The organism is Paraburkholderia guartelaensis, assembly GCF_004353905.1.
GTDB lineage: Bacteria > Pseudomonadota > Gammaproteobacteria > Burkholderiales > Burkholderiaceae > Paraburkholderia > Paraburkholderia guartelaensis.
Genome location: NZ_SMOD01000014.1, coordinates 208,134 through 231,615, shown reverse-complemented (window position 1 = coordinate 231,615; position 23,482 = coordinate 208,134). Strand labels below are relative to the sequence as shown.

At 66.7% G+C, this 23,482-nt stretch carries 22 protein-coding genes; 13 read left to right on the top strand and 9 right to left on the bottom strand.

The window, feature by feature from the left end; genetic code table 11:
* The 4 genes from E1N52_RS20360 to E1N52_RS20345 all read left to right on the top strand — a co-directional run.
* Positions 1–1,277, top strand: a 1,277-nt coding sequence (locus E1N52_RS20360; RefSeq protein WP_342777877.1) for an efflux RND transporter periplasmic adaptor subunit, incomplete at its 5' end; no start/stop codon positions are given.
* 18 nt (positions 1,278–1,295) lie between these two features.
* On the top strand, positions 1,296–4,454 hold the full coding sequence (locus E1N52_RS20355) for an efflux RND transporter permease subunit (protein ID WP_133184525.1): 3,159 nt from the start codon (positions 1,296–1,298) through the stop codon (positions 4,452–4,454).
* Positions 4,451–7,765 (top strand): efflux RND transporter permease subunit, encoded by a 3,315-nt coding sequence (locus tag E1N52_RS20350; protein WP_133184524.1) that lies wholly within the window; start codon positions 4,451–4,453, stop codon positions 7,763–7,765. Before E1N52_RS20355 ends, E1N52_RS20350 begins: the two co-directional genes overlap by 4 nt.
* Positions 7,766–7,797: 32 nt before the next feature.
* Complete coding sequence (locus tag E1N52_RS20345) at positions 7,798–9,381, top strand: efflux transporter outer membrane subunit (RefSeq protein WP_205965639.1); 1,584 nt, start codon at positions 7,798–7,800, stop codon at positions 9,379–9,381.
* Between the two features lie 15 nt (positions 9,382–9,396).
* On the opposite strand, the gene E1N52_RS20340 is transcribed toward E1N52_RS20345, so the two are convergent.
* Together E1N52_RS20340 and nfsB are read right to left on the bottom strand one after the other, a co-directional pair.
* Positions 9,397–9,852, bottom strand: a complete 456-nt coding sequence (locus E1N52_RS20340; protein WP_133184523.1) for a PACE efflux transporter — start codon at positions 9,850–9,852, stop codon at positions 9,397–9,399.
* Between the two features lie 88 nt (positions 9,853–9,940).
* A complete protein-coding gene (nfsB, locus tag E1N52_RS20335) occupies positions 9,941–10,591 on the bottom strand; it encodes an oxygen-insensitive NAD(P)H nitroreductase (protein ID WP_133184522.1) in 651 nt (216 codons plus the stop codon).
* A gap of 181 nt (positions 10,592–10,772) precedes the next feature.
* Between nfsB and E1N52_RS20330 the strand changes: the two genes are divergently transcribed.
* The 5 genes from E1N52_RS20330 (at position 10,773) to E1N52_RS20310 (ending at position 14,112) form a co-directional block, all read left to right on the top strand.
* Positions 10,773–11,192, top strand: a complete 420-nt coding sequence (locus E1N52_RS20330) for a secondary thiamine-phosphate synthase enzyme YjbQ (RefSeq protein ID WP_133184521.1) — start codon at positions 10,773–10,775, stop codon at positions 11,190–11,192.
* Between the two features lie 86 nt (positions 11,193–11,278).
* Positions 11,279–12,001, top strand: coding sequence for a dienelactone hydrolase family protein (locus E1N52_RS20325; RefSeq protein ID WP_133184520.1), 723 nt, complete (start codon positions 11,279–11,281; stop codon positions 11,999–12,001).
* A gap of 126 nt (positions 12,002–12,127) precedes the next feature.
* Positions 12,128–12,901, top strand: a complete 774-nt coding sequence (locus E1N52_RS20320; RefSeq protein ID WP_133184519.1) for a bestrophin-like domain — start codon at positions 12,128–12,130, stop codon at positions 12,899–12,901.
* A gap of 46 nt (positions 12,902–12,947) precedes the next feature.
* Positions 12,948–13,259 (top strand): cupin domain-containing protein, encoded by a 312-nt coding sequence (locus tag E1N52_RS20315; RefSeq protein WP_133184518.1) that lies wholly within the window; start codon positions 12,948–12,950, stop codon positions 13,257–13,259.
* Positions 13,260–13,407: 148 nt separating this feature from the next.
* The gene (locus tag E1N52_RS20310) at positions 13,408–14,112 is read left to right on the top strand and encodes a glutathione S-transferase N-terminal domain-containing protein (protein WP_133184517.1); all 705 of its coding nucleotides are present in this window, start codon (positions 13,408–13,410) and stop codon (positions 14,110–14,112) included.
* A gap of 15 nt (positions 14,113–14,127) precedes the next feature.
* Here E1N52_RS20310 and E1N52_RS20305 read toward each other — a convergent pair whose 3' ends face one another.
* Both E1N52_RS20305 and E1N52_RS20300 read right to left on the bottom strand, forming a co-directional pair.
* Positions 14,128–14,787, bottom strand: a complete 660-nt coding sequence (locus E1N52_RS20305; RefSeq protein ID WP_133184516.1) for a DUF4410 domain-containing protein — start codon at positions 14,785–14,787, stop codon at positions 14,128–14,130.
* Between the two features lie 67 nt (positions 14,788–14,854).
* Positions 14,855–15,451 (bottom strand): HAD family hydrolase, encoded by a 597-nt coding sequence (locus E1N52_RS20300; RefSeq protein ID WP_133184515.1) that lies wholly within the window; start codon positions 15,449–15,451, stop codon positions 14,855–14,857.
* A 179-nt stretch (positions 15,452–15,630) separates the two neighbouring features.
* Between E1N52_RS20300 and E1N52_RS20295 the strand changes: the two genes are divergently transcribed.
* A complete protein-coding gene (locus E1N52_RS20295; protein ID WP_069268628.1) occupies positions 15,631–15,891 on the top strand; it encodes a hypothetical protein in 261 nt (86 codons plus the stop codon).
* Positions 15,892–15,909: 18 nt separating this feature from the next.
* Here E1N52_RS20295 and E1N52_RS20290 read toward each other — a convergent pair whose 3' ends face one another.
* Complete coding sequence (locus E1N52_RS20290; protein ID WP_133184514.1) at positions 15,910–16,872, bottom strand: LysR family transcriptional regulator; 963 nt, start codon at positions 16,870–16,872, stop codon at positions 15,910–15,912.
* Positions 16,873–16,877: 5 nt separating this feature from the next.
* Positions 16,878–17,957 carry a tartrate dehydrogenase gene (locus E1N52_RS20285; RefSeq protein ID WP_133184513.1) on the bottom strand — a complete coding sequence of 360 codons (1,080 nt, stop codon included), beginning with the start codon at positions 17,955–17,957 and terminating at the stop codon, positions 16,878–16,880.
* A gap of 253 nt (positions 17,958–18,210) precedes the next feature.
* Here E1N52_RS20285 and E1N52_RS20280 point away from each other — a divergent pair, with 253 nt between their 5' ends.
* Positions 18,211–18,708 carry a GAF domain-containing protein gene (locus tag E1N52_RS20280; RefSeq protein WP_069268631.1) on the top strand — a complete coding sequence of 166 codons (498 nt, stop codon included), beginning with the start codon at positions 18,211–18,213 and terminating at the stop codon, positions 18,706–18,708.
* A gap of 40 nt (positions 18,709–18,748) precedes the next feature.
* On the opposite strand, the gene E1N52_RS20275 is transcribed toward E1N52_RS20280, so the two are convergent.
* A complete protein-coding gene (locus tag E1N52_RS20275) occupies positions 18,749–19,660 on the bottom strand; it encodes a LysR family transcriptional regulator (RefSeq protein WP_133184536.1) in 912 nt (303 codons plus the stop codon).
* Between the two features lie 117 nt (positions 19,661–19,777).
* Here E1N52_RS20275 and E1N52_RS20270 point away from each other — a divergent pair, with 117 nt between their 5' ends.
* Positions 19,778–20,665: an aldo/keto reductase family oxidoreductase gene (locus E1N52_RS20270; RefSeq protein ID WP_133184512.1), complete on the top strand. Its 888-nt coding sequence runs from the start codon at positions 19,778–19,780 to the stop codon at positions 20,663–20,665.
* An 18-nt stretch (positions 20,666–20,683) separates the two neighbouring features.
* Here the strand turns inward: E1N52_RS20270 and E1N52_RS20265 are convergent, their stop codons facing one another.
* Positions 20,684–21,589 (bottom strand): LysR family transcriptional regulator, encoded by a 906-nt coding sequence (locus tag E1N52_RS20265; protein ID WP_133184511.1) that lies wholly within the window; start codon positions 21,587–21,589, stop codon positions 20,684–20,686.
* A gap of 95 nt (positions 21,590–21,684) precedes the next feature.
* Between E1N52_RS20265 and E1N52_RS20260 the strand changes: the two genes are divergently transcribed.
* Complete coding sequence (locus E1N52_RS20260) at positions 21,685–22,974, top strand: MFS transporter (RefSeq protein WP_133184510.1); 1,290 nt, start codon at positions 21,685–21,687, stop codon at positions 22,972–22,974.
* A gap of 148 nt (positions 22,975–23,122) precedes the next feature.
* On the opposite strand, the gene E1N52_RS20255 is transcribed toward E1N52_RS20260, so the two are convergent.
* Positions 23,123–23,347, bottom strand: coding sequence for a hypothetical protein (locus E1N52_RS20255; protein WP_028205419.1), 225 nt, complete (start codon positions 23,345–23,347; stop codon positions 23,123–23,125).
* Positions 23,348–23,482 lie beyond the last annotated feature (135 nt).

Sequence of the window (23,482 nt, the reverse complement as noted above, 5' to 3'; positions counted from 1 at the left end):
CGCCACCGCCGCCCGCCCCTCCCCCGCAGGCACCGAAGCGCCGCCGGCTCGGCCCGCTCATTCTCGCCATCGTCGTGATCCTGCTGATCGTGCTCGTGATCGTGCACATCATGCGCAACAAGAAGACGGAGCATGGCGCGGCGCCGCAGGTCGTGACCGTGGCCGCCGCCACGCTCGGGCCCATGCCCGTGACGCTCAATGCGCTCGGCACCGTCACGCCTGTCGCGACTGTCACGGTTCTGCCGCAAATCAGCGGCTACCTCACCGAAGTGGGCTACAAGGAAGGCCAGGACGTCGTGAAGGGGCAGTTCCTCGCCCAGATCGACCCGCGCCAGTACGAGATCAGCAAGGAGCAGGCGCTTGCGCAGCTCGCCAAGGACCAGGCCCTGCTGGCGCAGGCGCGCGCCGACCTCGCGCGTTATACGCAGTTGAACGCAAAGCAGTCGATCGCGGCGCAGACCTATAGCGACCAGCAGTTCCTCGTCAAGCAGTATGAAGCCGCCGTGCAGGCCGACAAGGCGAACGTCAGGCTGTTCGAGCTCGATCTGATCTATTGCCGCATCACGGCGCCGGTGTCGGGACGCGTGGGCCTGCGGCTCGTCGATCCGGGCAACTACGTGACGTCGTCCAGCTCCACGGGCATTGCCGTCATCACGACGATCAAGCCCACCACCGTGCAGTTCGCCATCCCGCAAACCTCGCTCGGCAGCGTGCTCGATCGCGTCAACGCCGGCGCGCAACTGCCGATCACCGTCTTCAGCAGCGACAACACGCGCCAGATCGCCACCGGCACGCTCTTCGCGCTCAGCAACCAGATGGCCACGGCCACCGGTACGGTCACGCTGCGCGCGAGCGTGCCCAACGACAACGAGGCGCTCTTTCCGAACGAGTTCGTCAACGTGAGGCTGCTCGTCGACACGCTGCAGAACGCCGTGCTCGTGCCGACGCCCGCCGTGCAGACCGGCGCGCCGGGCGACTACGTGTACCTCGTGAACGCCGACAACACCGTGTCGGTCCACAAGGTCACGCTCGGCCCGAGCGATGGCCGCTACACGGTGATCTCGGCGGGCTTGCAGCAGGGTCAGCATGTCGTGACCGACGGCCTCGACCGCCTCAACGACGGCGCGAAGATCCAGCCGGCGGGGCCGAGGCCCGCCACGCACGCAGGCGCGGCGAGTGCACCGCACCATGGCAGCGCCCCGGGCGCGGCCAGCGAACCCGGCGCCACGGCGCCGAACGCCTCCGACGCGAGCGCCGCGGCCTCGCAAGCGGGTTGAGCCCCGGACCCAGCGCCGATGAATATTTCGCGTCTCTTCATCCTGCGGCCGGTCGCGACTTCGCTCCTGATGATCGCGATGGTGCTGATCGGCCTCGTCGCGATGAAGTTCCTGCCGGTTTCCTCGCTGCCCGCGGTGGACTATCCCACCATCCAGGTGCAGACCTTCTATCCGGGCGCGAGCCCGAACGTGATGGCGACCACGGTCACGGCGCCGCTCGAAGTGCAGCTCGGCGAAATCCCGGGCCTGCAGCAGATGATCTCGTACAGCTCCGAGGGCGCCTCGGTCATCACGCTGCAGTTCGACCTCTCGCTGAGCCTCGACGTGGCCGAGCAGAACGTGCAGCAGGCCATCAACGCGGCCAACAGCTTCCTGCCGAGCGGCCTGCCTGCGCCGCCGACCTACGCCAAGGTGAATCCGGCCGACCAGCCGATCCTCACGCTCGCGGTCACGTCGAAGTCGATGTCGCTCACGCAGTTGCAGGACGCGGCCAACAACCGTCTCGCCACGAAGATTTCCGAAGTGCCGGGCGTGGGCCTCGTGACCACCGCGGGCGGCAACGTGCCCGCCGTGCGCGTGGAGGCCGACCCGCATAAGCTCGCCGCCTACGGCCTGAATCTCGACGACCTGCGCACGCTGCTCGCCAACGTGAACGTGAGCAACCCGAAGGGCAATTTCGACGGCCCCGAACTGAACTACACGATCAATTCGAACGACCAGATCTCGGACCCGAAGGACTACGAAGACACCGTCATCGCCTATCAGAACGGCTCGCCCGTCTTCATGCGCGACGTGGCTCGCGTGTCCACGGCCGCGCAGGACGTGGAGCGCGGCGCCTGGTACAACAAGGCGCCTGCCATCGTGCTGAACGTGCAGCGCCAGCCGGGTGCGAACGTAATCGCCACCGTCAACCAGATCATGCAGCAGTTGCCGCAGCTCGAAGCGGCGCTGCCCGCGGGCATGCAGGTCACGGTGGTGTCGAACAGCGTGGGCGTGATCCGCGCTTCGGTGAGCGACGCGGCCTTCGAACTCGTGCTCGCCGTGGCGCTCGTGGTGGCCGTGATCTTCGTGTTCCTGCGCAATCTGCCCGCCACCATCATTCCGAGCATCTCGGTGCCGGTCTCGCTGATCGGCACGCTCGCGATCATGTACGAGCTGGGCTACTCGATCGACAACCTCTCGCTCATGGCGCTCATCATCGCCACGGGCTTCGTGGTGGACGACTCGATCGTGATGATCGAAAACATCGTGCGTTACCTCGAGGAAGGCGACAAACCCTTGCAGGCGGCGTTAAAAGGCGCTGGCCAGATCGGTTTCACGATTCTTTCGCTGACGATCTCGCTCATCGCCGTGCTGATTCCGCTGCTCTTCATGGGCGGCGTAATCGGACGCCTCTTCAGCGAATTCGCCGTCACGCTCGCGGTGACCATCGTGCTGTCGGCCGTGGTCTCGCTCACCGTCGTGCCGATGATGTGCGCGCGCATCCTGCGCGCCCAGGCCGAGCGCCACCCGAGCCGCTTCGAGCGCATCAGCGAAGGGCTGTTCAACAAGACGCTCAACGCCTACGAGCGCGGCCTGCGCTGGGTGCTCGACCACCAGACGCTCACGCTCGTCGTGTTCGTGGTGACGGTGGTGCTCACGGGGCTGCTGTATGTCGTGATTCCGAAGGGTCTGTTCCCGGTGCAGGACGTGGGCGTGCTGCAAGGCATCAGCGTGGCCGACAATTCCATCTCCTACCAGGCGATGGTGCGGCGCCAGTCGGCGCTGGCCGAGGAAATTCTCAAGGACCCCGATGTCGTTTCGCTCACCTCGTACGTGGGCATCGACGGTATCAACAACACGCTCAACAACGGGCGCTTCCTCATCAACCTGAAGCCGCACGACGACCGCTCCGAAACCGCCGACGAAATCGGGCGGCGCATTCAGCAGTCGGTCGCGAAGGTGGCGGGCGTGCGCCTCTACATTCAGCCGGAGCAGGACCTCACGCTCGACACCACGGTCTCGCGCAACCAGTACAACTTCGTGTTGCGCGGGCCGAGCCAGGACGCGTTCGACCAGTACGTGCCCTCGCTCATCGCGCGCATGAAGCAGATCCCGTCGATCCGCGACGTGACGAGCGATCTGAACACGGATGGCCTTTCCGTGAACGTCGAAGTGAACCGCCAGCTCGCGGCGCGCTACGGCATCACGGCGGCGACCATCGACAACGCGCTCTACGACGCGCTGGGCCAGCGCATCGTTTCGACCATCTTCCAGCAGTCGGACCAGTACCGCGTGATTCTGGTGGCGAAGCCCGAGGCGCTGCCCACGGTCGAATCGCTCGGCGACCTGTATCTGCCGAGCCAGACGAGCAGCGAAGGCCAGGTACCGCTCAAGGGCATTGCGAAGATCAGCATCACGCGCTCGCCGCTCATGATCAGCCACCTTGCGCAGTTCCCTTCGGTCACGATCTCGTTCAATCTCGCCGATGGCGCGTCGCTGTCCGCCGCCGTGCGCGACGTGCGCAAGGCCGAGGCCGCCGTCAACCTGCCGCCCTCGATCACGTCGTCGTTCCAGGGCGCGGCGCAGGCGTTCGAAGATTCGCTTGCCAGCGAGGTGTATCTGCTGATCGCGGCACTCGTGGCCGTGTATATCGTGCTGGGCGTGCTGTACGAGAGCTACGTGCACCCGGTCACGATTCTTTCGACGCTGCCTTCGGCCGGCATTGGCGCGCTGCTTGCGCTGATGATCGCGGGCAAGGACCTGGACGTGATCGGCATCATCGGCATCGTGCTGCTGATCGGCATCGTCAAGAAGAACGCCATCATGATGGTGGACTTCGCGCTCGAAGCCGAGCGCGTGCACGGCAAGCCGCCGCGCGAGGCGATTTTCGAAGCGTCGCTGCTGCGTTTCCGGCCGATTCTCATGACCACGCTCGCGGCCATGCTCGGCGCGCTGCCCATGCTGCTCGGCAGCGGCACGGGCTCTGAACTGCGCCGCCCGCTGGGTCTTGCGATCATCGGCGGCCTCACGCTTTCGCAGATGCTCACGCTCTTCACGACGCCCGTGATCTATCTGTTCTTCGACCGGCTGGCCGAACGCTTCGGCCGCAAGCGCAAGCCTGAAAGCCACGCAGACGGCGACGCGGACGGCAGTTCCGGCAACGGCGCGCCACCCGCGCCCGAGGGTACGCCGTGAACCTCTCGGCGCTCTTCATCCGGAGGCCGGTCGCGACATCACTCCTCGCGATCGCGATCCTCATTTCGGGGACGCTCGCCTTTCTTCGGCTGCCGGTCGCGCCGCTGCCCAACATCGCCTACCCGGTGATCGTGGTGCAGGCCAATATGGCGGGCGCGAGCCCGGACATCATGGCGTCCACCGTGGCCGAGCCGCTGGAGCGCCGGCTCGGCACCATCGCCGATGTCAGCCAGCTCACTTCGATCAGCAATACGGGCTCGTCACTCATCGTGGTGGTGTTCGGCCTGAACCGCGACATCAACGGCGCGGCGCGCGACGTGGAAGCCGCTATCCAGGCCGCGCGCGCCGATCTGCCCACCACGCTGCGCAGCAACCCGACCTACCGCCAGTACAACCCCGCGAGCGCGCCGATCATGGTGCTCGCGCTCACCTCGGAAACGCTCACCAAGGCCCAGCTCTACGATTCCGCCGATTCGGTCATCCAGCAGCAGCTCTCGCAGGTGGACGGCGTGGGCCAGATCACGCTGGGCGGCGGCGCGCTGCCCTCGGTGCGCGTGGAGCTGGAGCCGGGCAAACTCAACAGCTACGGCATCGGCCTCGAAGACGTGCGCGCGTCGATCGGCGCGGCCAACGCGAACAGCGCGAAAGGCCATATCGACCAGGGCAACCAGCGCTACACGGTGCTCTCGAACGACCAGATCAGCAAGGCCGCGCCGTTTCGCGACGTCGTGATCGCCTACCGCAACGGCTCGCCCGTGTTGCTGCGAGACGTGGCTTCCGTCATCGACTCCAACGAAAACATCCGCAACGCGGGCCTCTACAACGGCAAGTCGTCCGTGCTCGTGATCGTCTATCCGATGCCCGGCAGCAACGTCGTGAAGACGGTGCAGCAGATCCGCGCTCGCCTGCCCTCCATCGAGGCCGCGCTGCCCGCCACGATCAAGGTGGACGTGGCGATCGACCGCTCCGAATCCGTGCGCGCCTCCGTGGCCGACACCGAGCGCACCCTCTTCATCGCCGTGCTGCTCGTGATCGGCGTGGTGTTTGTGTTCCTGCTCTCGCCGCGCGCCACGCTCATCCCCGCCGTGGCGCTGCCGCTTTCCATCGTGGGCACGTTCGGGCCCATGTACCTGCTCGGCTACAGCATCGACAATCTCTCGCTCATGGCGCTCACCATCGGCACGGGCTTCGTGGTGGACGACGCCGTGGTGGTGCTCGAGAACATCGTGCGCCACATCGAGGCCGGCATGGAGCCGAAGGAAGCGGCGCTCAAAGGCGCGGGCGAAGTGGGCTTCACGGTGCTGTCGATGAGCCTTTCGCTCATCGCCGTGTTCCTGCCGATTCTGCTCATGCCCGGCATCGTGGGCCTGCTCTTTCACGAGTTCGCGATGACGCTCTCCATCGCGATCCTCATCTCGCTCGTGATCTCGCTCACCGTCACGCCCACGATGTGCGCCTATGTACTCAAGCGCGAGGCGCTGCATCGCAAGCCCTCGCGCGCGGCCGTGTGGATCGACGCGCAGTTCGAGCGCTTCAAGCAGTTCTACTCGCGCACGCTCGACGTCGCGCTCAATCATGCGCGGCTCACGATCTTCATCCTGTTCGCGCTGCTGGTCGGCAACGTGTTTCTTGCGCGGCTGCTTTCCGGCACGTTCTTCCCCGAGCAGGACACCGGCATTCTGATCGGGCAGATCATCGCGGACCAGAGCATTTCGTTCACGGCGATGGAGAAGAAGCTCGCGCAGTTGCAGGCCATCGTGAAGGCCGATCCGGCCGTGCAATCGGTGGCGGGCTTCACGGGCGGCCGCGCGCTCAACACGGCCACCGTGTTCGTCGAACTGAAGCCGATTTCCGAGCGCCGCCTTTCGGCCACCGAGGTCGTGAACCGCCTGCGTCCCAAGCTCAATGCCGTTTCGGGCGCACGGCTTTTCATGCAGGCCCAGCAGGACCTGCAGATCGGCGGGCGGCAGTCGGCGGCCGAGTATCAGTACACGCTCACGAGCGACGACGCGGACGCCCTCTTCACCTGGGTGCCGCGCCTCGTGGACGAGCTGAACAAGCACCGCGGCCAGATGTCGGATGTGAACTCGGACCTGCAGCAAAACGGTCTGGAGGCCTACATGACGGTGCAGCGCACGACCGCCAAGCGCTACGGGTTCGACCCGAACCAGGTGGACAACGTGCTCTACGACGCCTTCGGCCAGCGCACCGTTTCGACCATCTACAACGCGATCAACCAGTACTTCGTCGTGATGGAAGTGGCGCCGCAATACTGGCAGTTTCCGCAGTCGTTCCAGGATATCTGGCTGAGCACGGCGGCGGGCAACGCCAGCGGCGCCGCGCAAACGCAGATGCCGTCGAGCGTCATCTCGGGCGTCACGCCCTTCACGGCCGTGACCACGGCCACCACGGCGAACGGCAACACCAACGAGCGCAACGCCAACGCTGTGGCCAACCAGCAGAACAACGCGATCGCGAACAGCAAGGGCGGCAGCTCCAGCGGCAGCGCGGACAGCACTGCCGCCGAAACCATGGTGCCGCTCATGGCGCTCATGGACTGGAAAACGCGCCATACGGCCACGCAGGTCAATCACCAGGGCACGGAAGTGGCGGGCACGATTTCGTTCAATCTGCCCAAGGGCGGCTCGCTTTCCGAGGCCGGCAAGATCATCGAGCAGGCCGAGCGCGACATCGGCATGCCCGCCTCCATCCACGGCGCGTTCGCGGGCGCGGCGCAGGCCTACGCGCAATCGATGGGCGTCGTGCCGCTGCTCATTCTCGCCGCGCTCGCCGTGGTCTATATCGTGCTGGGCGTGCTGTACGAAAACACCATCCACCCGCTCACGATCCTCTCCACGCTGCCTTCCGCCGGCATTGGCGCGATTCTCGCCATGCTGATCTTCGGCACGCCGTTCTCGGTGATCGCGATGATCGGCATTATCCTGCTCATTGGTATCGTGAAGAAGAACGGCATCATGATGGTCGACGTCGCCATCCAGTTGCAGCGCAACGAAGGCATGGAGGCGCGCCGCGCGATTCACGAAGCCGCCGTGGTGCGCCTGCGCCCGATCATGATGACGACCTTCGCGGCCGTGCTCGGCGCGCTGCCGCTCGCCATCGGCATTGGCCAGGGCGCTTCGCTGCGCCAGCCGCTCGGCGTGACGGTGATGGGCGGCCTGCTCCTGAGCCAGGTCTTTACCCTGTACACCACGCCGGTGATTTACCTGTTCCTCGACCGCCTGCGCGCCCGCCTCGCGCGCTGGGCCGCGCGCCTGCCGTGGAATCGCCAGGCCGATGAGAGCGCATCATGATGAACACACGCCTTAATCCATCGCTCATGCGAATGCTGATCTCCGCCGCCGCAAGCGCTGCCACGCGCGCGTTGCCGCTTGCGCCCCTCACCGCCGCGCTGCTGCTCGCGGGCTGCATGGTCGGGCCGGACTACCACCGGCCGCAGGTCACCGTGCCCGCCACGTGGAAAGAACTGCCCGGCTGGACCCAGGCCGAGCCCGAAGCTGCCCAGGGCCCCAAGGGCGAATGGTGGACCGCCTTCCAGGACCCGCTGCTCGATGAACTGGAACCGCTCGTCCAGGTATCGAACCAGACCGTGCGGCAGAGCTACGCGAACTACCAGCAAGCGCTCGCCGAAGTGCGCGTCGCGCGTGCGAGCCTCTTCCCGACCATCGGCATCACCGGCTCGCTCGCGCGCGAGCGCTCCTCCACGGGCACGCTCAGCAGCGTGAGCAGCATCACGTCCACGCCGAGCGGCGCGCGTATCGTCAACGGCGGCACGCTCGAAGCGAACGCGAGCTGGGACATCGACCTCTGGGGCCAGGTGCGCCGCCAGATCGAGGAACAGTCGGCCACGGCCCAGGCGAGCGAGGCGACGCTGGCGAACGCTACGCTCTCCGAACAAATCGCGCTGGCGAACGCCGTGATCGATCTACGCATCACCGATGCCGATATCGACCTGCTCACGCATACCGTCCAGGCGTACTCGGACTTTCTGCGCGTGGTGGCCAACCAGGACCAGGCGGGCACCGTGCCGCCTTCCGACCTGATTTCCGCGCGCACGCAGCTAGAATCCGCGCGTGCGAGCCTGATCGCCCTGGGCGTGGCGCGCGCGCAATACGAGCACGCCATCGCGGTGCTCGTGGGCCGCAACCCCGAAGAGGTCGATATCCCGCACAGTACGCAGCTTCCCGCGCTGCCCACTATTCCCGCGGGCGTGCCCTCCACGCTGCTGCAGCGGCGGCCCGACATTGCGACCGCCGAACGCCAGATGGCGTCGGCCAATGCGTCGATCGGCGTGGCGGTGGCCGCGTACTATCCGACGATCTCGCTCACCGCGCTCGACGGCTTCACGCAGTCGCCGCTTTCGGGCTTGCTGCACATGAGCAACTATGTGTGGTCGCTCGGCGCGAGCGCGACCCAGACGATCTTCGACGGCGGCCAGCGCAGCGGCCAGGTGGCAGCCGCGCGGGCGAGCTACGACGCGGCGGTGGCGAACTATCGCGGTACGGTGCTGACGGCGTTCCAGGGGGTGGAGAACGATCTCTCGGGACTGCGCATCCTCGCGCAGCAGGCCGACGTGCTCGACGGCGCCGTGCGCGACGCCATCCGCGGTGCGCAGATCGCGCAAAACGAATACGAGGCAGGCACGGTGGACTACACGACGGTGGCCACGGCGCTGGCCACGCAGGTGACCAATCAGCAGAGCGCGCTCAACGTGCATCAGCAGCGGCTGCTCGATACGGCTTCGCTGATCGGCGACCTGGGCGGCGGCTGGTCCGGGCAACTGCACGATGCGCAGGATCCGGCGCGTGCGGTGACGCCGGCTTCCGACGCCGCGGCGGCGGGCGCGAGCGCAAGCGGTCCGGCAAACGTGGAAGCGAGCAGGACGCAAGGCGCCGCCGCGAGCCCCTGACCGGGAGAAGCTGCGCTACGCGCGCGGCTCCCGTTCCGAAGCCGTCGTCACCGGCATGGCGGAGGCCGGCAGGCCGAACACGGCATCGAATATCAGGTTGTAGACGTAGTTGTAGACGAGAAAGAACACCGAGAGGCCGATATCCATCGCGAACGCCTCCATCAACGTCACTTGCAGCGTGAGCGCGATCATCGGCACGAGGAGCACCACGAGCCCGCCCTCGAAGCCGACCGCATGCGCAATACGGCGCGCGACACTGCGGCCGCGTTTCGTCTGGCGCGCTTCCCAGCGCTCGAACAGCAGGTTGTAGACGAAGTTCCAGCCCACCGCGATCAGCGATGAAAGCACCGCCGCCGCGCCCGCGCGGTTCATGCCGCTGCCCGAGAGCGAGGCGAAGCTCGTGCTGGTAATCAGGATCGCGATGCCTTCGAACAGCGTGACGTACACGATCCGGCGTTTGATGCCCTGCATGGACCCTTGCTCCTGATGCGGCTCCCGCGTCGCTTCGGGCCGCGTCAATCGCCGCGCTTGCTGCGAGCGCGGCGAAAACCTGCGCGAATCAACCGAGATCGGTGAATACCGAAGCTGCGGACAAACGCGACTTCGGCAGCTTCGCGTTGAAGTCGTCGGCGCTGCGGTAGCCGAGACCGACCACCACGAGCGCGGTGAGGCCCTGCTCGCGCAGGCCCAGCTCCTCGTCGAGCGCCTGTGCGTCGAAGCCTTCCATCGGGCAGGCGTCGATTTCGAGCGTCGACGCGCCGATCAGCAGCGTGCCGAGCGCGAGATACGCCTGTTTCTCCAGCCACGCCGGCAGGTCGTTGCGCTCGCGATGCAGGTTCACATAGAACGCGCGCGTCTTTTCCTGACCCGCCTTGGCCTCGGCATTGGCGAAGCGGCCGTCCGCTTCTTCCTGCGCGATCACTTCGGCGAGGTGCGCTTCGTCCATGTCGGTGCGCACGCACAGCACCACCACGTGCGAGGCGCGCGTGACCTTCGGCTCGTTGTACGCGAAACCTTCCATACCCCTGGCGATGCGGGCACGCGCAGCGTCGCTTTCGGCCACCACGAAATGCCACGGCTGCGAATTCACCGACGAGGGGCTGAAGCGGATCAGCTCCTTGAGTTCGTCGATGACGGCGGCGGGAATCTTGCGGGCGGGATCGAACGCCTTGGTGGCGTGGCGAGCTTTCGCGAAGCGGGTGAGGTTCAAGCGGTTTTCTCCTTCGTATGCGGTCAGCCGGGGCAGAACCCGGCAAGGCCGACATCGTACCAGCATCGTGCGCCGGCCGCGGGGGCGGTCTGCGCGCCCGCCGCGCCTGCGCTATGCTTGAAGGCTGAAATCGCCGCGACGGCTCAGCAGCCACGCGCCGCCGCCAGCAAGGAGACCGATCATGCGCCAGGCCATCCATCATCTGCCGGTGAGCACGCGCAAGCGCGGGCTCGTCGAAATCAGCCATGAGGTGCGCGCGTTCGTGCGCGAACAGCGCATCGCCACCGGCTTGCTCACCCTCTTTTGCCGCCACACTTCAGCGTCGCTCGTCATTCAGGAAAACGCCGACCCATCGGTACGCCGCGATCTCGAACGCTACTTCGAGCAGCTCGCGCCCGAAGATCCGCAGCGCTACGAGCACGACACCGAAGGCCCCGACGACATGCCCGCGCATTTGCGCACGGCGCTCACGCACACGCACCTCGCCATTCCGGTCGAGCACGGCAATCCCGTGCTGGGCACGTGGCAGGGCATCTATGTGTTCGAACATCGGCGCGCGGCGCACACACGCGACATCGTGTTGCATCTGATCGGCGAATGAGCAGGTCAGGCGCATACACGCAAATCCCGTACGCAAGCGCTATGCTTGCGTCTTTCGTTCAACCGACTCACCGAGGGTTGCCCCAAATGAAACAGTCCGCCGGATCCATGATTTCCTTCACCCGCCCTGACGGCCAGTCGCTCCAGGGTTATCTCGCCAAACCGGAAAAGACCGAAGGCGCGCCCGCCATCGTCGTGATCCAGGAATGGTGGGGCTTGAACGACCAGATCCGCGGCGTGGCCGACCGGCTCGCACAGGCTGGCTACTTCGCGCTCGTCCCCGACCTCTATCGCGGCAAGAGCACGGTCGAACAGGAAGAGGCCCACCATCTGATGACGGGCCTCGACTTCGCGGACGCGGCCTCGCAGGACGTGTACGGCGCGGTCACCTATCTGAAGACGCTCACGGACCGCGTGAGCGTGACGGGCTACTGCATGGGCGGCGCGCTCACGCTGCTCGCGGCCACCATGGTCCCGGGCCTTACGAGCGCCGTGGTGTGGTACGGCTTCCCGCCGCTCGAATACATCGACGCGAGCAAGATCACGGCGCCCATCCTCGGCCACTTCGCGACCCAGGACCAGGCGTTCAACATCGAAACCGTGGCGGAGCTCGAAACGAAGCTCAAGGGCGCCAACGTCGACGTCGAATTCCATCGCTATCTCGCCCACCACGCGTTTGCGAACGAGACCGCCGTGGGCCCGAACCGCATCCCCATCACGCAGTACGATCCGGTCTGGGCGCAGCTCGCGTGGGACCGCTCGCTGACGTTCTGGGGCCGCACGATGTGGGCGCAGCGCGCGGCGCGCTGAAGCGTCGGCAGCGGCCCGCGCCGCCGCGCGGAACTGTCGTAGAATCGGCGTCGCCCCGCCTCGCGCGGGCGACGCCGATTTGCATTGCAGCGCCTTCGTCCCTCTCACGCTTTTCGCGGAGACTCCATGACGCCGCTCATCCTCCAGCGCCCCGCGCTACTGTTCATCGTGCTGATCCTGGTGCTGCCGCTTGCCGCCGCACTCGGCGCAAACGTGCTGCACAGATACTTCCCGCTCGCCGAGGAGGCGCGCGAGAACTACAAGATCGTGCAGGGCGCGACGCTCACGCTGCTCGCGCTCCTGATCGGCTTTACGCTCTCGATGGCCGTGAGCCGCTACGACCAGCGCAAGAACCTGGAGGAGGAGGAAGCCAACGCGATCGGCACGGAGTATCTGCGCGCCGAGCTTCTTGGCGGCGAGGCGGCTGCCCAGACCAAGGCGCTGCTTGCGCGCTACCTTCAGGCGCGCATCCACTTCTACGTCGTGCACGAGCCCGGCGCGCTCGATCAGATCAACCGCGACACCGGCGAGCTCCAGACGCAGCTCTGGGCGAGCGTGCGCGATCCCGCGAAGGCGCAGCCGAATCCGGTGATGGCGCTCGTGGTCTCCGGAATGAACGACGTCATCAACACGCAGGGCTACACGCAGGCCGCGTGGATCAACCGCATTCCCGTTGCCGCGTGGGTGCTGATGATCATCATCGCCATCTTCAGCAACCTGATGCAGGGCTACGGCGCGCACGGCCAGGTCGGCCGGCGGGTGCTGTTGCTCATCCTGCCCATCACGGTGACGCTGTCGCTCACGCTCATCGCCGATATCGACAGCCCGCGCGGCGGCCTCATTCGCGTCGCGCCGCTCAATCTGATGAGTCTTGCGCAATCCATGCCTGCCAATCCCTGAACCCCGCTCCAAGGCGCCGCACGATCACGTCCAAGCCCGTACAGCCATGAAAGTCATCCGCTCGAAAGCCTTCACCGCCACCCGCCCCTGGGGCGCGCTCGACATCGCCAACATGAACGGCACCACCGTGCGCCTGCACTGGACCGACCAGCCGTACAAATGGCACGTCAACGATGGCGAGGAGGTATTCGCCGTGCTCGACGGCGTGGTCGACATGCATTACCGCGAAGACGGCGTGGAGCAGATCGCGGTGCTCGAAGCCGGCGATGTGTTCTTCGCGGGCGTGGGCTGCGAGCACGTCGCGCATCCGCGCGGCGAGGCGCGCATTCTCGTGGTCGAGCGCGAAGGTAGCGTGTAGCAGCGGGTAAGCCGCGCCTTGCGGCGAAAAGACGGCTCGCGCCATTTCCACTAAACTTGGCGGCCTGACTCCACTCCCGCCTGTCGATCAGGCCGCGGCGCGCCTTGCACGGCCTGCGCCGCGCCGCTGAATGCCTTCAAGGAACCGCATGAACGACCTTTCCGCATTTCCCATCACCCGCAAGTGGCCGGCGCTCCACCCCGAGCGCATCCAGCTCTATTCGCTGCCCACGCCCAATGGCGTCAAGGTCTCGATCATGCTGGAGGAAAGCGGCCTGCCCTACGAGCCGCATCTGGTGCGCTTCGACACGAACGACCAGATGTCGCCGGAATTCCTCTCGCTGAACCCCAACAACAAGATTCCCGCGATCCTCGATCCGAACGGCCCGGGCGGCGAGCCGCTCGCGCTCTTCGAATCGGGCGCGATCCTCATCTATCTCGCCGACAAGAGCGGCCGCTTCCTCGCCCGTGAAGGCGCGGCGCGCTACGAGACGATCCAGTGGGTCATGTTCCAGATGGGCGGCATTGGCCCGATGTTCGGCCAGGTGGGCTTCTTCCACAAGTTCGCGGGCAAGGAGTATGAGGACAAGCGTCCGCGCGACCGCTACGTCGCCGAGTCGCGTCGCCTGCTCGCCGTGCTCGACCAGCGCCTCGAAGGGCGCAAGTGGATCATGGGCGACGAGTACACCATCGCCGACATCGCCACGTTTGGTTGGGTGCGCAACCTCGTTGGCTTCTACGAAGCGGGTGATCTCGTCGGTTACGCCGATTTCAAAAACGTCGCGCGCGTGCTCGGAGCATTCGTCGCGCGCCCGGCAGTCGAGCGCGGGCTCAACATTCCGCCGCGCGGCTAAGGCGCGCCCGCGGCGTCATTGCGGCGCCGCTTTCACACGCGCCGCAACCGAGTCGGCCACTTCGGCCGCCGCGCGGTCCACGTTCTTGCGGTCATCGGCGCGCGCCAGCACGAATTTGGCTGCCGCCACATACGGATTGAGCGCGATGGCCGCGCCGGCGCCCGGCTTCGCGTGGCTCGACTGGCTGTCGATCACCTGATAAAGCGGCTGCGGCGCCTGGGTGGCGAGGTTGTCCACCGCCACCGCCAGCTCGATCTGGCTCGCGCCCGAGCCGAAACCCACCACCGCGCGCCGCATGCTGTTGCCTTCGTCCACGCTCAGGAAGACGCCGCGCACCAGCCAGCCCTGCGCGGGCAGCGGCGTGCCGCTGGGCAGGCGGCGCGCGTCGAGGCCCTTCTCGCGCAGGTCGTTCACCAGCGCATCGGCCATTTTCGTGACGACCTGATCGGCCTGCTGCTGCGGGTCGCGATGGCGCAATAGCGGTCGTGGCAGCAAGCCGCCCATGTGCTCGCGTGCATTCTCCACAGGATTCGAATCCTGCTTGACGTTGGCCGCGTCGAGTTCGAAGTCCGTCACGTAGACGAGCGGCGCGCCCGGTTGTTGAGCCGCGGCGAGCGGCGCGAACGCGCACAGGCAGAGTGTCGCGACCAGCTTCCAGTTCCATTGCATCTTCATCGCAAGCTCCCGTACGTTCGCCAGCCATCCATTCATTCACGCCGTGGCCGCGCGTGCGGCACGGCCATCAAGCGTCGATCAGCCCGAGCCGCGCCAGGTCGCTCGCGAGCGATTCGGCTTCGACGAAGTGGCACGCCTGCAACCCCGCGTCGAGCGCGCCCGTTACGTTCGCTTCGCTGTCGTCGATGAAGAGCGTTTCCTGTGGCTGCGCGCCGAGCTGTGCAACGCAGCCAAGGTAGGTCTGCGCGGCCGGCTTGACCGCGCCGAACGTCGCCGACGAATAGATCTGCGAGCCGAAAAGCCGCGCAACGGGCGGATTCAGATAGTCGAGGTGATGCGTGACGAGCGAGCAGTTATTGGTCAGCACAGCGATGCGGCATCGCACGGCCACACGCTGCGCCAGCGCGAGCGCCGCCTCGTTCGGCGTGATCGACGCGCGCCGCGACGCGAGCCACACGTCGCGGCCCACCTCGCAGCCGAGCATCGCGCCCAGTGCGCGCAGATAAGCTTCGGGGTCGATCTCGCCCGCGTCGGCGCGCGCTTCGAGACCCGAGCCCCAGATCGCGTGACGCACCGATTCGGGCGGCGCGCCGGTGGCGGCCGCGAGGCTCGCCACGCGCGCGTCGCGATCGTAGTGGGACAGCACGCCTTCCATGTCGAACATGGACTACGCCGATCGCCGCCATCTGCCGCTCCCGCCACGATATTTCGCACCGCGGTCCCGCCACATCCGCAGCCGATCATACCGCCGGCCCGCGCCGGGCGGCGCACGAATGGCACACGTGCGGCGCGCGCTGATCGCACCCCTAAAACCACCCATCGATTTTGGGTAAACTGGGACGCATGGACACCTGCCGTTACTGCGGAAAACTGCGCGACGAATGGGATTGCCACGGGCCAGCGTGCCGCCAGGCGATCGCGCAGGCGCTGCACCGCCAGCGCAAGGGGCTGCCGATGGTCGCGAACGTGATCCGCAACGAAATCCCCGCCGACGCCACCACCGGCCAGATCATCACCGTGCTTTCGCGCCAACGCCAGCGTGCGAGGCGCGGCAACGAGGAACGACGCGAGCGCAAGGCGCTCGATCTCCCCGAGAGCGAGTAAGGCACCCGCGGAACCCGGTCAGCGCCCGCTCTCGTCCTCGTTTGCAGGCGCGGAAATACCGATGCGCGCGAACGTTTCCTCCAGATGATTCACGCACACGCGCACTTTCGCCGACTGCGCGAGGCGCGCCGGGTACACGGCCCAGACATTGGCCGGCTGCGTCACGCCCGGCAGCACGCGCTGCAGGCGCCCGCTCTCCAGCAATGGCGCGACATCCCACATCGAGCGCAGCACGATGCCGCGGCCCGCCAGCGCCCACTGCACCGCCACCTCGCCGTGATTGGTCGAGAGCGGCCCGGCCACCTTCACCGAAACCGCTTCGCCGTGCGTGTTCAAGCGCCATACGCCGAACGGATGATCGCGCTCCTTGATCGCGAGACACGCGTGTTCGGCCAGATCGGCGACCTCCTGTGGGGCGCCGCGCCGCGCGAGATACGCAGGCGCGGCGCATAGCACGCGATAGTTCGTGGCGAGACGCCGCGCGATCAGATGGCCGGCGATCTCGTCGCCGATACGCACGTCGAGATCGAAGCCTTCGCCCGCCACGTCGACGAGCCGGTCGAACAGTTCGAGGCGCACGCTCAGTTGCGGATACCGCTCCGAAAGCCCCGCGAGCGCGGGCGCGACGAAATTGCGGCCAAAGCCGAAGCTGCTCGACACGCGCAACGTGCCGCGCGGAATGCGCCGCGTGGTGGAGACGTCGTCCACGAGGCGCTCGACGTCGTCGAGGATCTTGCCCGCCGACGCATAGACGCGCTCGCCCGCCTCGGTCATCGCGACGCGCCGCGTCGAGCGGTGCAACAGGCGCGTGCCGAGGCGCGCCTCGAGCACGCCCACGCGCTTGCTCACATAGGCCGGCGACGCCGAAAGCGCTTCGGCCGCGGCGCTGAAACTCGCCTTGCGCGCGACCATGCAGAACACGCGCAAGTCGTCGAGTTCCGGCGACGCGACGGATTTTGGCGCTTTCGGTTCGTCCGGCATGTCCGTTACAGCGCGGCGGCGACCGCTTCGCCCAGTTCCGTCGTGTTTGCCGTGCCGCCCATGTCGGGCGTGCGCGGGCCTTCCACCAGCACCTTCTCGATGGCCTGCATGATCGCGTCGTGCGCGGCCTTGTATTGCGCGTCGCCGTTGCCGAGGAAGTCGAGCATCATCGCGCCCGACCAGATCATCGCGATGGGGTTGGCGATCTTCTTGCCGAAGATGTCGGGCGCCGAGCCGTGCACCGGCTCGAACAGCGAGGGGAACTTGCGCTCGGGATTCAGGTTCGACGAAGCCGCCAGACCGATCGTGCCCGTGCATGCGGGGCCGAGGTCCGAAAGAATGTCGCCGAAGAGGTTCGAGGCGACGACCACGTCGAAGCGGTCCGGCTGCAGCACGAAGCGCGCGCACAGAATATCGATGTGCTGCTTGTCCCACTTCACGTCGGGATACGCCTCGCCCATCGCCGCCACGCGCTCGTCCCAGTACGGCATGCTGATCGAGATGCCGTTGGACTTCGTAGCCGCCGTGAGCTTCTTGCGGCCGCGCTGGTTCGCGAGTTCGAACGCGTACTTGAGAATGCGGTCCACGCCGTGGCGCGTGAACACCGACTCCTGCAACACGAACTCGCGGTCGGTGCCTTCGAACATCTTGCCGCCCACCGAGCTGTACTCGCCCTCGGTGTTCTCGCGCACCACGAGGAAGTCGATGTCGCCAGGCTTGCGGTTCGCAAGCGGGCACGGCACGCCGGGCAGCAGACGCACCGGGCGCAGGTTCACGTACTGGTCGAACTCGCGGCGGAACTTCAGGAGCGAGCCCCACAGCGAAATGTGATCGGGCACCTTGTCGGGCCAGCCGACCGCGCCGAAATAGATCGCATCGAAACCCTTGAGCGTGGCAAACCAGTCGTCGGGCATCATCTTGCCGTGCTGCAGGTAGTAATCGCAGCTTGCCCAGTCGAAATGCGTGATTTCGAGGTTCAGGCCGAACTTCGCGGCCGCCGCCTCGACCACGCGCACGCCCTCGGGCATCACTTCCTGGCCGATACCGTCGCCGGCGATGGCGGCGATTTTGAATGTCTTGCTCATGTCGCGTTCTCCGTTTCTGTGTTGATTCTGTGCTGATGCGCCAGCATGCCTGAAAACCCGCCAGCGACCAGCCCCGCAGGCGTGGATAGATTCAACACGAAACGTGAATAATCGCACGAGTGCGCGCTACGGTCCATGGACACGCCGTATTCAGCGCCCGGCGATTTCCTGCCGATAGCCGATCTCGCCTAAAATCTCGTTTGGCTCCACCGCGCCTTTCGCTGGAACGGCGCATATCCAGATCGACCGACTTATGTTCTCGCTTTCCGACACCCTTCCCTCCGACAAACCCGCCCTCTACGAATCGCTGGCCGCACAGGCGCGCTCGCTGATCGAAGGCGAAACCGACGTCATCGCGAACGCGGCGAACTTCGCTTCGCTCGTGTTTCATTCGCTCGAAGGCCTGAACTGGGCGGGCTTTTATTCGTTCGACGGCACCGAACTCGTGGTCGGTCCGTTCCAGGGCAAACCGGCGTGCGTGCGCATTCCCCTGGGCAAGGGCGTATGCGGCACGGCGGCGGCCACGCGGCAAACGCAGGTGGTGCCCGACGTGCACGCGTTCGCGGGCCACATTGCGTGCGATTCGGCTTCGCAGTCGGAAATCGTCGTGCCCCTCGTCACGCCGGACGGCGAGCTGATCGGCGTCTGGGACGTGGACAGCCCGCATCTCGCGCGCTTCGACGAAGAGGACGCGAAAGGCATGGAATTGCTGTGCCGCACGTTCATCGAGTATGGGATGAAGCGTCGCTGAGCGCTGTTACGCGCCCTTATACGGGGCGCTCGACGCGTACTCAGGATCCCGAATCGTCTTGCGCGTTCGCCTTGACGAAGTCGACGAACGCGCGCAGCGGCGCCGGCAGGTGCCGCCGCCCAGGGTAGTAGAGAAACGGCCCCGGAAACGACACGTCCCAGTCGTCGAGCAAGCGCACGAGCGCGCCGCTTCGGATATGCGGCAGCAACATCTCTTCGAACAGATACACGATGCCGACGCCATCGAGCGCCATGTCGATCAACAGATCGAGCGCGGCGCCGGGACGCACGACGAGCACCGTGGGCGGGTCGAGGCGCAGCACTTCGCCGTCGCGCTCGAAATGCCAGAGCGGCATCGCACCGCCCGCGAACTGCACGCGCAGGCAAGCGTGGCCGAGCAACTCGCGCGGGTCTTCAGGCCGCCCGCGCGCCGCGAGATACGCGGGCGAAGCGACCGTCGCGAAGCGCTCCACGCGCGGACCGATGGGAATCGCGATCATGTCCTGCTCCAGCCGCTCGTCGTAGCGGATACCGGCGTCGCAGCCGATCTGCAGCACGTCGACGAAGCCGTCCTCCACCACCACCTCGACGCGGATCTCGGGATACGCGCGGTGAAACGGCGCGAGCACGCCTGGCAGGATGGTGCGCGCCGCGCTCGCAGGCACGTTGAGCTTGAGCGTGCCCGCCGGCTTTTCGCGGTAGCCGTTGAGCACGTCGAGCGCCGCTTCCATCTCGCTGAAAAGCGGCGTGATCGATTCGAGCAGACGCTGCCCCGCCTCGGTCGGCGCGACGCTGCGCGTGGTGCGGTTCAACAGGCGCAGCCCGAGCTTCGCCTCCAGCCTGCGCACCGCGGCACTCAGGCTCGATGCCGAAACGCCGCCCACGCGCGCCGCATCGCGAAAGCCGCCCGCGCGCGCCACCGAAACAAAAGCGGCCAGATCGTTCATTTCCATCGGCATGGTTCACCCCGCACTGTTCGATTTTCCGCACAGCCTGTTCTGATCAGATGGGATTATCGGACAATTCGAAGGCGCCCATACTGCGGACATTCGTCAACCGAGGAGTACGCAATGCCGAACCGCAAACCCGCAAGCACGTTTGAACTGGCTGGCCGCCAGGTGAGCCGCATGGGCTATGGCGCCATGCAACTGGCCGGCCCCGGCGTGTTCGGGCCTCCGAAGGACCGGGCGCAAGCCGTCGCGGTGCTGCGCGAGGCCATCGCGCTGGGCATCGATCACATCGACACGAGCGACTTCTATGGCCCGCACGTGACGAACCAGATCATCCGCGAGGCGCTGCATCCGTATGCGGCGAACCTCACGATCGTCACCAAGGTGGGCGCCGTGCGCGACGACAAGGGCGCCTGGCTGCCGGCACTGGAACCCGCCGACATCGAGCGCGCCGTGCACGACAATCTGCGCAACCTGGGTCTCGACGCGCTCGACGTGGTCAACCTGCGCATCATGGGTGACGTCCACAAGCCGTCCGAAGGCCCCGTGGAAAAGCAGGTCGAGGCGCTGGCCCGGCTGCGCGAACGCGGTCTCGTGCGCAACGTCGGCATGTCCAACGCGACCGCCGCGCAAATCGCGGCAGCGCAGCGCATCGTGCCGATCGTGTGCGTGCAGAACCACTACAACCTCGTGCACCGTGATGACGACGCGCTGATCGACGCCCTGGCCGAGCAAGGCATCGCCTACGTGCCGTTCTTTCCGCTCGGCGGCTTTACGCCGATTCAGTCTTCGTCGCTTTCCTCGGTTGCCGCGCGCCTCGAAGTCACGCCGATGGCGCTCGCGCTGGCGTGGCTCCTGCGCCGCTCGCCCAACATCCTGCTGATTCCGGGAACGTCCACGCTTTCGCATCTGCGCGAGAACGTGGCGGCCGCGAAGCTCGACCTGAACGACGAAGTGCTCGCCGAACTCGACGCCATCGGCAGCAGCGGCAACGGCGGCCACGCCTGAGCGCGAGGCGCTGCGCCGTCACGCCACTTCGGCCATCTCCAGCTTGTTAGCCAGCGCATCGCGGATCAGCGCGACCGGCCGCACGAGGCGCCCCGGCAGCGCCCCGTGCACGAGCCACACATTCAGGCCCGAGCGGAAGTCGGTTGCGTCGATGATCTGCAGCTGGTCGCGCAGAGGGCTGCGGGCGAGCGCTTGCGGCGCGGCGAGCCCGACGCCCATGCCGCGCGCGACCAGCGAAAGCTGCAGTTCCGAGCCGAAGGCCTCGACCGCAACGTTGAACGGCAGGCCCGCCATGCCCATGGCGCGGCTCAGCGCCGAACGCATCCCGCAGCCGTCCTGGTTCAGCACCCACGGATGGTGCGCGAGCGCGGCGAGCGTGGTGGGCTCGTCGGGCAAACCAAACGACCGCGCCGCGACGACGAGGGTCGGTGTGTAGCCGAGCTGGGTCGCGACCACGCCCTCCGGCGGCATCACCGCGGCGGGCAGCAGGATTACGGCCGCATCGAGTCGTGCGCGCTCGACCTCGTCGAGCAGGCCTGGCGACCAGCCCGCCCTCACGCGCAGCGTCAGCTTGGGAAACTCGCCACGCAATTGATCGACGGGCTGTTCGAGCGCCAGTTCCGAGAGAAACGGCGGCACGCCAAGCTTCAGTTCGCCGACCGGCTCGCTCTCCGGCGAGGCGACCGACATCAGGTCATCGACGGCGCGCAGCACCGAGCGCGCAAGGCCGTACACCTCGTTGCCCGCGGCCGTCGGCTTGAGGGGCTTGCTCTGGCGGTCGAGAAGCTCGATGCCGAGCGTCGCCTCCAGGTTCTGTACGCGGCGCGTGAGGCCCGGCTGCGTCAGGAACAGCCGCTCCGACGCCCGCACGAGCGAGCCGCTTTCGACCACCGCCACGAAGGCTTCCAGATCTCGAGTGTTCACAACGACTCCGCATAAAGATTATCGCGATAATTCAATTGTCGCATAACGTGATGCTCCCTACGATACCTGGACTTGCCACGTTGCGGAGCCAATCGATGGAGCACCCTGCTGAAACCTGTACACGTGTGATGGCGCGCGAACCTACCCCCGCGAGCCACGCCGAGCACGCCAATCACGCCACGCTCACGCTGCCGATGACGCTATTCTTCGCCGCCGCAGTCGGTGTGATCGTCGTCAATCTGTCTGCGGCCCAGCCGCTCGCCGGGCTCGTGAGCCAATCGCTGCATTTGCGCCCGGAATTCGTCGGCGCGGTCGCCATGCTGCCGCAGCTCGGCTACGCGGCCGGCCTGCTGCTGCTCGTGCCGCTCTGCGATCTGCTCGAAAACCGGCGCCTGATTTTCCGCACGCTGCTTGCCTGTTCGGTCTTTCTGGCGCTCGCGGCGCTGGCGCGCTCGGGCCCGCTCTTTCTCGCCGCGGCATTCCTCGCGGGCGCGACCTCCAGCGTGATCCAGATGCTCGTGCCGATGGCCGCGTCGATGGCGCCCGAAAGCCGGCGTGGGCGGGCCGTCGGCAACGTGATGAGTGGCCTGATGCTGGGCATTCTGCTGTCACGGCCGCTCGCGAGCCTGATTGCGGGAACGCTAGGCTGGCGCGCGTTCTACGGCATCGAAGCGGTGGCGGATGCCCTGCTCGCCGTGGTCCTCTTTCTGCGCACGCCACACCGCATGCCGACCGTGACGGCCCGCTATGCCGATCTGCTCTATTCGCTCTGGACGTTGCTGCGCACCGAGCGCGTTCTGCGGCGCAGTGCCTTCCTTGCGGCGCTTGCGCTGGGCGCCTTCTCCGCTTTCTGGACCGCGGTCGCCCTGCTGCTTTCGCAGCCGCCGTTTTCGCTCGGCATGAACGGCATTGCCGCGTTCGCGCTGGCGGGTGCGAGCGGCGCGATCGTCACGCCGCTCGCGGGCCGGCTGGGCGATCATGGCGCAGGACGCGCGGTGCAATACGCCGCGCACGCGACGATGCTCGGCGCGGTCGTGCTGCTGGGCGTGGCGGGCGCGGGCTGGGGCGGCTTTGCACCCGCGGCGCATCCAGCGCTGGCGCTCGGCCTGCTCGTCGTAGGCGCGGCTGCGCTCGATGCGGGTGTCATCGCCGACCAGACGCTCGGGCGGCGAGCGATCAACCTGCTCAACCCCGCCGCGCGCGGCCGGCTCAATGCGATTTTCGTGGGGATGTTCTTCATTGGCGGCGCGGCCGGCGCGCTCATGGCCGGCGCTGCGTGGGCCACGGCGCGCTGGAGCGGCGTGTGCCTCGTCGCCCTCGGCTTCACGGTTGCGGTGATCGCGCTGGGCTTCGTTTATCGCGCGTCGCCGGCCTCTGGCCGCTAGCGGCCTGCCTGGTGGTTGGTCCAATGAAAAAGCCGCGGCTGATCCAGCCGCGGCTTTCCTGTATCTGTACTGCCACTCGCGTATCTGACACTACGAAGCGAAGCGCGCGCGACTCCCCGGTCAAACCGTCATGCGCGCGGCGATGCGCTCACGTCTGCTGATCCGACCCATCCGCGGGTTGCGCGGTGTTGTCGTCGGCGGGCTTTTCGTCTTCCTTCTTCTCGACTAGCTGCTCGACTTCCTTGGCGCCCTCGAAACCGGCAACCGCGGCGGCTGCCTTGGTCAGAAAGCCCGCGTTCGGATCGAGCTTCTCGGCGCCTTCCACAGCGGCAACCGCACCGGCAATTTCACCCACCTTGTCCAGAATGCCCATTTCATCCCTCCAGTTGAAACCCGCTCCGGGCTGACGAGGCGATGTCTCGCCCCCCGTGCGCCGCACCGTCCATCCAGCGACGCGCCGCTTCATTGTGTGCCTGCTCGATGGCCGCATCAATCACTAACTCATTAA

Excerpts from the sequence above, each read along its gene's own strand:
- E1N52_RS20355 (WP_133184525.1), top strand. The coding sequence starts at position 1,296 with ATGAATATTTCGCGTCTCTTCATCCTGCGGCCGGTCGCGACTTCGCTC.
- E1N52_RS20345 (WP_205965639.1), top strand. The coding sequence starts at position 7,798 with ATGCTGATCTCCGCCGCCGCAAGCGCTGCCACGCGCGCGTTGCCGCTT.
- E1N52_RS20340 (WP_133184523.1), bottom strand. The coding sequence starts at position 9,852 with ATGCAGGGCATCAAACGCCGGATCGTGTACGTCACGCTGTTCGAAGGC.
- E1N52_RS20330 (WP_133184521.1), top strand. The coding sequence starts at position 10,773 with ATGCGCCAGGCCATCCATCATCTGCCGGTGAGCACGCGCAAGCGCGGG.
- E1N52_RS20325 (WP_133184520.1), top strand. The coding sequence starts at position 11,279 with ATGAAACAGTCCGCCGGATCCATGATTTCCTTCACCCGCCCTGACGGC.
- E1N52_RS20320 (WP_133184519.1), top strand. The coding sequence starts at position 12,128 with ATGACGCCGCTCATCCTCCAGCGCCCCGCGCTACTGTTCATCGTGCTG.
- E1N52_RS20315 (WP_133184518.1), top strand. The coding sequence starts at position 12,948 with ATGAAAGTCATCCGCTCGAAAGCCTTCACCGCCACCCGCCCCTGGGGC.
- E1N52_RS20310 (WP_133184517.1), top strand. The coding sequence starts at position 13,408 with ATGAACGACCTTTCCGCATTTCCCATCACCCGCAAGTGGCCGGCGCTC.
- E1N52_RS20305 (WP_133184516.1), bottom strand. The coding sequence starts at position 14,787 with ATGAAGATGCAATGGAACTGGAAGCTGGTCGCGACACTCTGCCTGTGC.
- E1N52_RS20300 (WP_133184515.1), bottom strand. The coding sequence starts at position 15,451 with ATGTTCGACATGGAAGGCGTGCTGTCCCACTACGATCGCGACGCGCGC.
- E1N52_RS20295 (WP_069268628.1), top strand. The coding sequence starts at position 15,631 with ATGGACACCTGCCGTTACTGCGGAAAACTGCGCGACGAATGGGATTGC.
- E1N52_RS20290 (WP_133184514.1), bottom strand. The coding sequence starts at position 16,872 with ATGCCGGACGAACCGAAAGCGCCAAAATCCGTCGCGTCGCCGGAACTC.
- E1N52_RS20285 (WP_133184513.1), bottom strand. The coding sequence starts at position 17,957 with ATGAGCAAGACATTCAAAATCGCCGCCATCGCCGGCGACGGTATCGGC.
- E1N52_RS20280 (WP_069268631.1), top strand. The coding sequence starts at position 18,211 with ATGTTCTCGCTTTCCGACACCCTTCCCTCCGACAAACCCGCCCTCTAC.
- E1N52_RS20275 (WP_133184536.1), bottom strand. The coding sequence starts at position 19,660 with ATGGAAATGAACGATCTGGCCGCTTTTGTTTCGGTGGCGCGCGCGGGC.
- E1N52_RS20270 (WP_133184512.1), top strand. The coding sequence starts at position 19,778 with ATGCCGAACCGCAAACCCGCAAGCACGTTTGAACTGGCTGGCCGCCAG.
- E1N52_RS20260 (WP_133184510.1), top strand. The coding sequence starts at position 21,685 with ATGGAGCACCCTGCTGAAACCTGTACACGTGTGATGGCGCGCGAACCT.
- E1N52_RS20255 (WP_028205419.1), bottom strand. The coding sequence starts at position 23,347 with ATGGGCATTCTGGACAAGGTGGGTGAAATTGCCGGTGCGGTTGCCGCT.